The sequence below is a fragment of the Halochromatium sp. genome (genome assembly GCF_054919635.1).
In genome coordinates this window covers 1-7,775 of record NZ_JBUDPI010000164.1, presented here as the reverse complement: position 1 = coordinate 7,775, position 7,775 = coordinate 1, and the positions used below count along the sequence as shown (strand labels likewise).

The window sequence follows — 7,775 nt, the reverse complement described above, 5'->3', positions numbered from 1 at the left end:
CTCAGCTCCTCATGGGTCGGACCCTGCTCAGGGGTCCCGGTGTCAGGGGCCTCGGTATCAGGGGCCTCGGTGACGAGTAACCGCTTGGTGACTGGCGCCGGCGGCAACGCGCTCTCGGCGCGCAAGCCACGGGCCAGCCGCGGCTGGCGACCAATCGCGCCCATGAAGCGACGCGCCAGGTGATGCCGCGCCGGTGGCACGAGGTCCAGCCCCAAGAGCCCCAGATTGCGCGCGAGGCGCACTGGCCCCCACGGATTGACAAAGAGCCGTGCGAGGCCGTCGGTGAGGCCCGCAATCAGTGCATGATCGGGCGCGCGCCGCTGTCGGTAGGGCCTGAGCACCGCCGGCCCGCCCAAGTCCTTCGCGGTCCGCTGCGCATCGACCAATAGGTCGGCCAGCTCGGCGACATCGCGCAGGCCGAGGTTAAAGCCCTGCCCGGCCACCGGATGTAGCGTGTGCGCAGCATTGCCGATCAACAGCAGTCGCTCCCGGCTGAGCTGATTGGCAAGCATCAGTCGCAATGGATAGGCGATGCGCCGACTCGGACGGGTCAGCTCGCCAAGCCGACCGCCGAATCGCCGCTGCAGAGCCTCGATAAAATCATCATCTGAGAGCCCGAGGATGCCAGCCGTGTCGGCCTGTCGCGCCGTCCACACCACGCCATAACGGTCCTCGGTCATCGGCAGCAGCGCCAACGGACCGCTGTCGGTGAAGCGCTCGAACGCGGTTCCGGGCCGAGTCGTGGCGGGAATGCGCGTCGGCGTAACCGTGGCGATGATGGCGTCGTAGCCGTAGTCGCGCATGCGCACCTTGAGCCCAAGGCGCTGGCGCACCGAGGACTCCCCACCATCGGCCGCTACCAGCAGCGCCGCACTGAGCAGCCGCGACTGCCCGGTGACCGCCACCTCCAGGCTGACTCGGTCTTTGCTGATCTGCAGCCCCTGCACACAGCCTGGGCGCAAGAGCTCGAGGCGCGCGCCAAGCGCCGCGCCCATCGCCCGCGCCGGCACCACGTAGCCCAGCGCCGGCACGCCTTCGTCATCGGCATCGAGATGCGCGAAGCCGCAGTGGCCGCGATCGGAGACATGCACCTGCAGGATGGGCGCGGCATCGGACGCGAGCTGCGGCCAGATCCCCATGCCCTGGAAGATGCGCGCACTCCCGCGCGAGAGCGCGATCACGCGCTCGTCATAGCTCGGGTGCGTCGCCGCGCTAGGCTCGGTCGCCTCCACCACGGCGATGCGCAGCCCGGTCTCGGCGAGTGCCACGGCGAGGCTCGCGCCCACCAGGCCGCCGCCGATGATGACCAGATCATAGTCGTGCATAGGAAAGTCTCGGTACTCCGGTTCGCGCCCTGATTCAGCCCGGTGCGGCCTGACCTCGCCTCACGCGGCCTGCACGGATGAATGCGACGCACAGTCTGCCGCTCAGCAGGTCGGTCTGACAATGCGATCCGTGCTCCTCGTCGACTCAGCCGCTTCGCGCCGACGCCATCAACGCCTCGATCGCCTCCGGGTCCTTGGGCACCCCGGCCGATAACACCTCGGGATCGCCCTCGGTGACCAGCACATCGTCCTCGATGCGGATGCCGATGCCGCGATACTCGGCCGGTGCCTCAGCATCCGGCGCAATATACAGTCCCGGCTCAACGGTGAGGACCATGCCCGGTTCGAACCGACGCCACCGTCCGTCTTGCTTGTACTGACCAACATCATGCACGTCCATTCCCAGCCAATGACCCGTCTTGTGCATGAAGAACGGCTTGTAGCGCTCGTCCTTGATCAGCTGTTTCAGATCGGCCCCTTCAGGCTTGATCAGACCGAGGTCAACGAGCCCCTGAGTGAGCACCTTGAGCGCGGCCTTATGAGGCTGATTCCAGTGATTGCCCGGGCGCACCTTCTCGATGGCGGCCAGCTGCGCCGCCAGCACCAGGTCATAGAGCCGACGCTGGACATCGGTGAAACGACCATTGGCCGGGAAGGTTCGGGTGATATCGGAGGCATAGCCGTCAAGCTCGCAGCCGGCATCGACCAGCACCAGGTCGCCATCGGCCAAGACACCCACATTCTCGACATAATGCAGCACGCACGCCTGGGCGCCGCTGCCGACGATCGGCGGATAGGCCTGGAAGCGGGCACCCTGCTCGGCGCAGGCGGAGAGGAAGCTGGCCTCTAGACGCTGCTCAGCACATCCAGGCTCCGCGGTCTGCATCAGGCGCCGATGGGCTGAGGCAGAGATCGCTGCGGCCCGACGCATGAGCTTGAGCTCGGATCTCGACTTGATCAGTCGCCGCTCGTGCAGATACTGATCCGAGCTGACCAGCTCAGTCGGCGCGCTGATCCCCTTGCGCGCGAGCCCGCGCACCGCGCGCAGCCAGCCGATGACGCGTCGATCAACGTTGTCATCGAGACCCAGTGGATAGACCACTCGGCGCCGGTTGGACAGGATCTCAGGCATTCGCTCGTCGAGCTCGCCGATCGGGAAGGCCTCATCGGCGCCGAAGTGCTCGACCGCGCCCTCAACCCCATAGCGGTAGCCATCCCAGATCTCTCGCTCGGGATCATGTGGCCGGCAGAACAACACGAAAGCGCCTCCCTTGCGCTTGGGCGCCAGGACCGCGACGGCCTCGGGCTCTGGGAAGGCGGTCAGCCAGGTCAGGTCACTCGACTGCCGATAGGGATGGTGCACATCGCGATTACGGATCACCTCAGGCGCCGCCGGCAGCAACAAAACGGCATCATCGCCGAGCGCCTTCAGCAGGTCGCGTCTGCGCCGCTTGAGCTCGGCCGCGCTGTAGGGCAGCGGCGCTGGACCTGCTGCGCCTGTTTGGGCTTGGGTGTGGGTTTGGGCATCTTTCATGGTCTAGTGCAGTCCTATCTCTTTGGCTTGCCGATCGCGCTCATCGATCAAGGCCTTGGCCCGGTCTTCGCGGATCAGCATGGCGGCCACACGGAGAAACTCGACGATCTCGGTCAGGGCCTCCTCGTCGGCCTCATCCTCGGAAATCGCATCGAGGTCCATGCGCGTGAGCTCGATGAGGTCGTCAAAGGCCTCACCTGCCTGTCCGAGCAGCTGCTCGTGGCTCAAGCCACCCAGCGTGAGACCGAAGAGCAGCCCTCGCACCCAATCCAGGACCGCGCTCGCACGCTCGTGCAATGGCCAATCGTCTGGCGGCAAGAGCAGATCGAAGCCCATTGATGTGGGGTCAAGCGCGGCTTGCGTCCAAGCCGCAAGCTGCTCCAGGGCTGCGCGCCGCTCAGCGGCATCGGTCTCTTGATCCGCGTGATGCTGTCCGTCGGTAGGGATCTCGGAATGATGATGATCCTGATCGTGCCCGATGACATGATGATGGGCATGATCATCGCAGCAAGGATGGGCGCCGGCATGCTCGACTGGCGATTCGCGCCCTTGAAAGGTCAGATCGACCGGGGCCTGAGGTGCATGGGCATCGGATGCCAACCCACCGCCCAAGTGCAAAGTCGAGCCGTCGCTTGGTCCTGAGTCCGAGTCGGCAATGGGGTCGGCCAAGAGCTGCGCATGCCAACGCTCCAACGCATCCGGCAGATGCAAGGCCAATAGACCGCAGAGTATGCCTTGCGCTTCGGCCGGGCTAGGCGCAAGCTCAGCGCCTGCGAGTAAGTGCGACAGTCTGTCGTAATCGGGGCTGGCGGCAGAAACCATGGTCATATCCTGATCGTTGGTTCGGGCCAATCAGACCAAGACAGCAGCCTCATGGGGCTGGTGGTCATTCTCAAGGCCGAATGCATTGACTGAAGCGATTGATGTTGATGAGTCAAGCATCATCACAATGTTGTTCGATAGCAGCCTCGATGATATCGATTCCTCGGTTTGACCCAACCTTGACCGCCTTCTATAGTCTCGACAAGCTTTTCCGCTGGGGCTCGGCATGGCCGACTTCGATATCAATCTACTAGAGCAACATGTCGACGGGCTGATCCGCAAGTGCGAGCAGCTTCGCGAGGAGAACGCCTCCCTGCGAGCCAGTCAAGAGCACTTGGTCGCAGAGCGCGCCGAGCTGATCGAAAAGACCGAGCTCGCGCGCAGCCGGCTTGAGGCCATGGTCGCACGTCTTAAGGCGATGGAGGAGCAACTGTAATGAACCCATCCGACGATGGCCGCGCGATGCCCGTCACGATCCGCATCCTCGACAAGGAGTATCGGATCGCATGCTCGCCGGAAGAACACCACGGACTGATCGATTCGGCCCGTCTACTCGATCAGCGCATGCGCGAGATGCGCCAGAACGGTCGCATCATTGGCGCCGACCGCATCGCAGTCATGGCTGCGCTGAACCTGATCTACGACCTGATGCGAGAGCGCGACGAGATCAGCCAGCAGCGCGATCGACTCCAGATTCTTCAGGAACGTTTGTCAAACGCCATTGACCCCGAGCCCCGCGACGAGGTTTCGCCCGCACCAGAGTCGGCCGGGCTAGACGCTGCCAACGATAAGGTATAGTCTGGGCCTTAGACATCTCCTGCAGTGTACGGCAGCGGCCTGGGTATTTTCTTGAGCCTAATTCGTACCCTGGGGACGCCAAGAATCCGGCCGTTGTGCATGTCCGCCCCGAGCGGAAAGCCTGAAGCTGGATGCAGCGTCCCCACTTGAACCCACAGGTTCAAGAACGAAGGACTGCACCGGCACAGGTGGGAGGTGTCTCTCTTTTGCCATCGCCAGCTCATCGTGACCGACCCCCTGCTTCGACGACGCCTGCGCCGCGCGCGCCGCGCCCTGAGTCAGCGCGAGCAACGCGAGCACGCGGAGGCCGTCTGTCAGCGGCTCCTCAGCAGCGGCCTGACACACTCGGCAAGGCGCATCGCGCTCTATCTTCCCGTTTCGGGTGAGCTCGATCCATCGCCCATCCGCGAGCGACTTCGAGGGCATCGCCGTTGGTATCTGCCGGTGCTGCGCCCGCACGCCCCGGGCCGGCTCTGGTTTGTGCGCATCGACCCCAAGTCGCGACTTAGGCGCAATCGCTTCGACATCCTCGAGCCCGCTGCGCGAAACCGTCAGATTGTGCCCCCGCAGGGCCTGGATCTGATTCTGGTGCCACTGGTCGGATTCGACGCCCAATGTCATCGGATTGGCATGGGGGCGGGCTTCTACGATCGCAGCCTGGCCTTCCTCGGCGACCGACGACACTGGCAACGACCGCGGCTGATCGGCCTCGCTCATGAGTGTCAGCGTGTTGAAGCGATCGAGCCCGAGCCCTGGGACCGCCCCATGGATGCGGTGGTCACCGAGCGCGCGCTCTATCGGCGCGCAATCTGACGGCGCGCAATCTGACGGCGCGCGATCTGACTTAGGCGCCGCGCTCGATGCCAGCGAATAACCGATAGGCCGGGTTGTCGGTCTCATCCCAAAACGGATACCCCAAGCTGGTCAGCAGCTCGGTAAAGGCGGGTAGATCGCCGTCTGGCACCTGAACCCCCATCAGCACGCGCCCGTAGGCGGCGCCATGGTTACGATAATGGAACAGGCTGATGTTCCAGCGCCGACCGAGCCCGGACAGGAAGTTCAGCAACGCACCGGGACGCTCGGGAAACTCGAAACGGACCAGGCGCTCATCGCTGACCCCAGGCGCATGCCCACCCACCATGAACCGGATATGGAGCTTCGCCGTCTCGTTGTCGCTCATATCGGTGACGGCGAAACCTTTCTTCTCGATGCGCTCGATCATCTCGTGACGCTCGGCGAGCCCGCCGCCGAGCTCAACCCCAACGAACACCACTGCCTGTTGCTGGTCCGCATAACGGTAGTTGAACTCGGTGATCTGGCGCTTGCCGATCGCCTTGCAAAACGCATGGAAGCTGCCCGGGCGCTCCGGGATCGCGACCGCAAAGAGGGCCTCGCGACGCTCACCGAGCTCGGCGCGCTCGGCGACATGACGCAAGCGATCGAAGTTGATATTGGCACCGCTCTCGATCGCCACCAGCGTCGTCTCCCGCACGCCGCTGCGCTCGACGTACTGCTTGAGCCCGGCAATCGCGAGTGCCCCAGCAGGCTCGGCGATACCGCGGGTATCGTCATAGATGTCCTTGATCGCGGCACAGATGGCATCAGTGCCGACCAACACGACCTCATCGACGGTCTCGCGGGCGATCCGAAAGGTCTCCTCCCCAATCTGTCTCACCGCCACCCCATCGGCGAACAACCCAACCTCTGGCAGCACCACACGCTCATCGGCAGCGAGCGCCGCATGCAAGGTCGGCGCATCCTCGGGCTCGACGCCGATGATCCTGACCTCGGGGTAGATCGACTTCACGTAGGCCGCAACCCCAGCGATCAAGCCACCGCCCCCGACCGGCACGAAGATCGCGTGCGGTGGGTCCGGCTGCTGGCGCAGGATCTCCATACCGATGGTGCCCTGCCCGGCAATCACGTCCGGATCATCGAAGGGGTGCAAGAAGGTCAAGCCGCGCTCAGCGGCCAGCTCCATCGCGTGCGCATAGGCCTCATCGAATGAATCTCCATGCAGCACCGCCTTCGCGCCCCAATTCCTGACCGCGTCCACCTTGATCCCCGGCGTGGTCTTGGGCATCACGATCACTGCTTGAATCCCCAGGTGCGAGGCGCCCATCGAGACACCCTGCGCGTGATTGCCGGCGGATGCCGCAATCACGCCTTGCTCCAGCGCAGCAGCTGGCAGATGCCGCAGCTTGTTGTAGGCACCGCGGAGCTTGAACGAAAACACCGGCTGCAGATCCTCGCGCTTGAGCAAGACCTGGTTGCCGAGGCGCCGCGAGAGGCTCTTGGCCAGGGTCAGCGGGGACTCGATGGCGATATCGTAGACGCGAGCCTTGAGAATGCGCTCGATGTAGGCGTGCAGCATGACGGTTAGACAGACAGGAGCGCCGCGCGGCGGCAAAAGGTCGCAGGATACGACAGATGGGACCGAAAGGCCTTTGATATACTGCCGGCTTAAGTAGCAGACCGCTGCCGGCGCTGCAGATTCAACCATCATGCAGGCGCTGACTCCATTCATCACTACATCGCTGTTGAGGATCGGCCATGGACCCCGCACAGAGCCAGGACGAATTGAAAAAACAGGCAGCAGAGGCCGCACTGAGCCATGTCGAAGGTGGCGTGATCGGCGTTGGCACCGGCTCGACCGTCAATCATTTCATCGATTTCCTCGCCACCATCAAGGGCCGAATCGATGGCGCCGTCTCCAGCTCCGAGGTCTCGAGCCAACGACTGCAGGCACATGGCATCCCGGTGCTCGACCTCAACGCCACCGGCGGCCTGTCACTCTACGTCGACGGCGCGGATGAGTCGAACAAGGCCTTGCAGCTGATCAAGGGCGGCGGCGGCGCGCTGACGCGCGAGAAGATCGTCGCTGCCGCCAGCGAGCGGTTCGTCTGCATCGCCGATGAGAGCAAGCTAGTGCCGGTGCTCGGCGGTTTCCCGCTGCCGGTCGAGGTCATCCCGATGGCCCGCAGCTATGTCGCCCGCGAGCTGGTCAAGCTCGGCGGCAACCCGGTCTGGCGCGAGGGCTTCACCACCGATAATGGAAACCTGATCCTGGACGTCCACGGCTTGCAGATCATGGAGCCAATGGCGCTGGAGCAGCAGATCAACAATCTTGCCGGCGTCGTCACCGTCGGTATCTTTGCGATCAGGCCCGCCGACCTGCTCATCCTCGGCTCTGCCGAAGGGCCGCGGACGGTCACCGCCTAAGGCGATTGCCGGAAAAGCTCATACCGAATTGCGCAGGATTTTCGGTTGCCTTCGAGGAGCGTCGCCGGGAGCAT

8 protein-coding genes and 1 other RNA gene are annotated in these 7,775 nt (G+C 64.1%); 5 read left to right on the top strand and 4 right to left on the bottom strand.

The features are described from left to right. The 3 genes from ubiH to ACY693_RS11045 all read right to left on the bottom strand — a co-directional run. On the bottom strand, nt 1–1,325 hold a 1,325-nt coding region (gene ubiH / locus ACY693_RS11055), incomplete at its 3' end, for a 2-octaprenyl-6-methoxyphenyl hydroxylase (protein ID WP_462321881.1). A gap of 145 nt (nt 1,326–1,470) precedes the next feature. Next, complete coding sequence (locus ACY693_RS11050; protein WP_462321880.1) at nt 1,471–2,859, bottom strand: aminopeptidase P N-terminal domain-containing protein; 1,389 nt, start codon at nt 2,857–2,859, stop codon at nt 1,471–1,473. A gap of 3 nt (nt 2,860–2,862) precedes the next feature. Further along, nucleotides 2,863–3,687 carry a UPF0149 family protein gene (locus ACY693_RS11045; RefSeq protein ID WP_462321879.1) on the bottom strand — a complete coding sequence of 275 codons (825 nt, stop codon included), beginning with the start codon at nt 3,685–3,687 and terminating at the stop codon, nt 2,863–2,865. Nucleotides 3,688–3,907: 220 nt separating this feature from the next. Between ACY693_RS11045 and ACY693_RS11040 the strand changes: the two genes are divergently transcribed. The 4 genes from ACY693_RS11040 to ACY693_RS11025 all read left to right on the top strand — a co-directional run bounded on the left by ACY693_RS11040 (nt 3,908) and on the right by ACY693_RS11025 (nt 5,292). After that, nucleotides 3,908–4,117 carry a TIGR02449 family protein gene (locus tag ACY693_RS11040; RefSeq protein WP_462321878.1) on the top strand — a complete coding sequence of 70 codons (210 nt, stop codon included), beginning with the start codon at nt 3,908–3,910 and terminating at the stop codon, nt 4,115–4,117. Next, the gene (locus tag ACY693_RS11035) at nt 4,117–4,479 is read left to right on the top strand and encodes a cell division protein ZapA (RefSeq protein WP_462321877.1); all 363 of its coding nucleotides are present in this window, start codon (nt 4,117–4,119) and stop codon (nt 4,477–4,479) included. Before ACY693_RS11040 ends, ACY693_RS11035 begins: the two co-directional genes overlap by 1 nt. A gap of 13 nt (nt 4,480–4,492) precedes the next feature. Next, a non-coding RNA gene (ssrS, locus tag ACY693_RS11030) (6S RNA) lies at nt 4,493–4,678 on the top strand. Nucleotides 4,679–4,704: 26 nt separating this feature from the next. Next, the gene (locus tag ACY693_RS11025) at nt 4,705–5,292 is read left to right on the top strand and encodes a 5-formyltetrahydrofolate cyclo-ligase (protein WP_462321876.1); all 588 of its coding nucleotides are present in this window, start codon (nt 4,705–4,707) and stop codon (nt 5,290–5,292) included. Nucleotides 5,293–5,323: 31 nt separating this feature from the next. On the opposite strand, the gene ilvA is transcribed toward ACY693_RS11025, so the two are convergent. Beyond that, on the bottom strand, nt 5,324–6,853 hold the full coding sequence (ilvA, locus tag ACY693_RS11020; RefSeq protein ID WP_462321875.1) for a threonine ammonia-lyase, biosynthetic: 1,530 nt from the start codon (nt 6,851–6,853) through the stop codon (nt 5,324–5,326). A 179-nt stretch (nt 6,854–7,032) separates the two neighbouring features. Between ilvA and rpiA the strand changes: the two genes are divergently transcribed. After that, the gene (gene rpiA / locus ACY693_RS11015) at nt 7,033–7,701 is read left to right on the top strand and encodes a ribose-5-phosphate isomerase RpiA (protein ID WP_462321874.1); all 669 of its coding nucleotides are present in this window, start codon (nt 7,033–7,035) and stop codon (nt 7,699–7,701) included. Nucleotides 7,702–7,775: the final 74 nt, after the last annotated feature.

Coding starts and splice junctions, on each gene's coding strand:
- ACY693_RS11050 (WP_462321880.1), bottom strand. CDS start 2,859: ATGAAAGATGCCCAAACCCACACCCAAGCCCAAACAGGCGCAGCAGGT.
- ACY693_RS11045 (WP_462321879.1), bottom strand. CDS start 3,687: ATGACCATGGTTTCTGCCGCCAGCCCCGATTACGACAGACTGTCGCAC.
- ACY693_RS11040 (WP_462321878.1), top strand. CDS start 3,908: ATGGCCGACTTCGATATCAATCTACTAGAGCAACATGTCGACGGGCTG.
- ACY693_RS11035 (WP_462321877.1), top strand. CDS start 4,117: ATGAACCCATCCGACGATGGCCGCGCGATGCCCGTCACGATCCGCATC.
- ilvA (WP_462321875.1), bottom strand. CDS start 6,853: ATGCTGCACGCCTACATCGAGCGCATTCTCAAGGCTCGCGTCTACGAT.
- rpiA (WP_462321874.1), top strand. CDS start 7,033: ATGGACCCCGCACAGAGCCAGGACGAATTGAAAAAACAGGCAGCAGAG.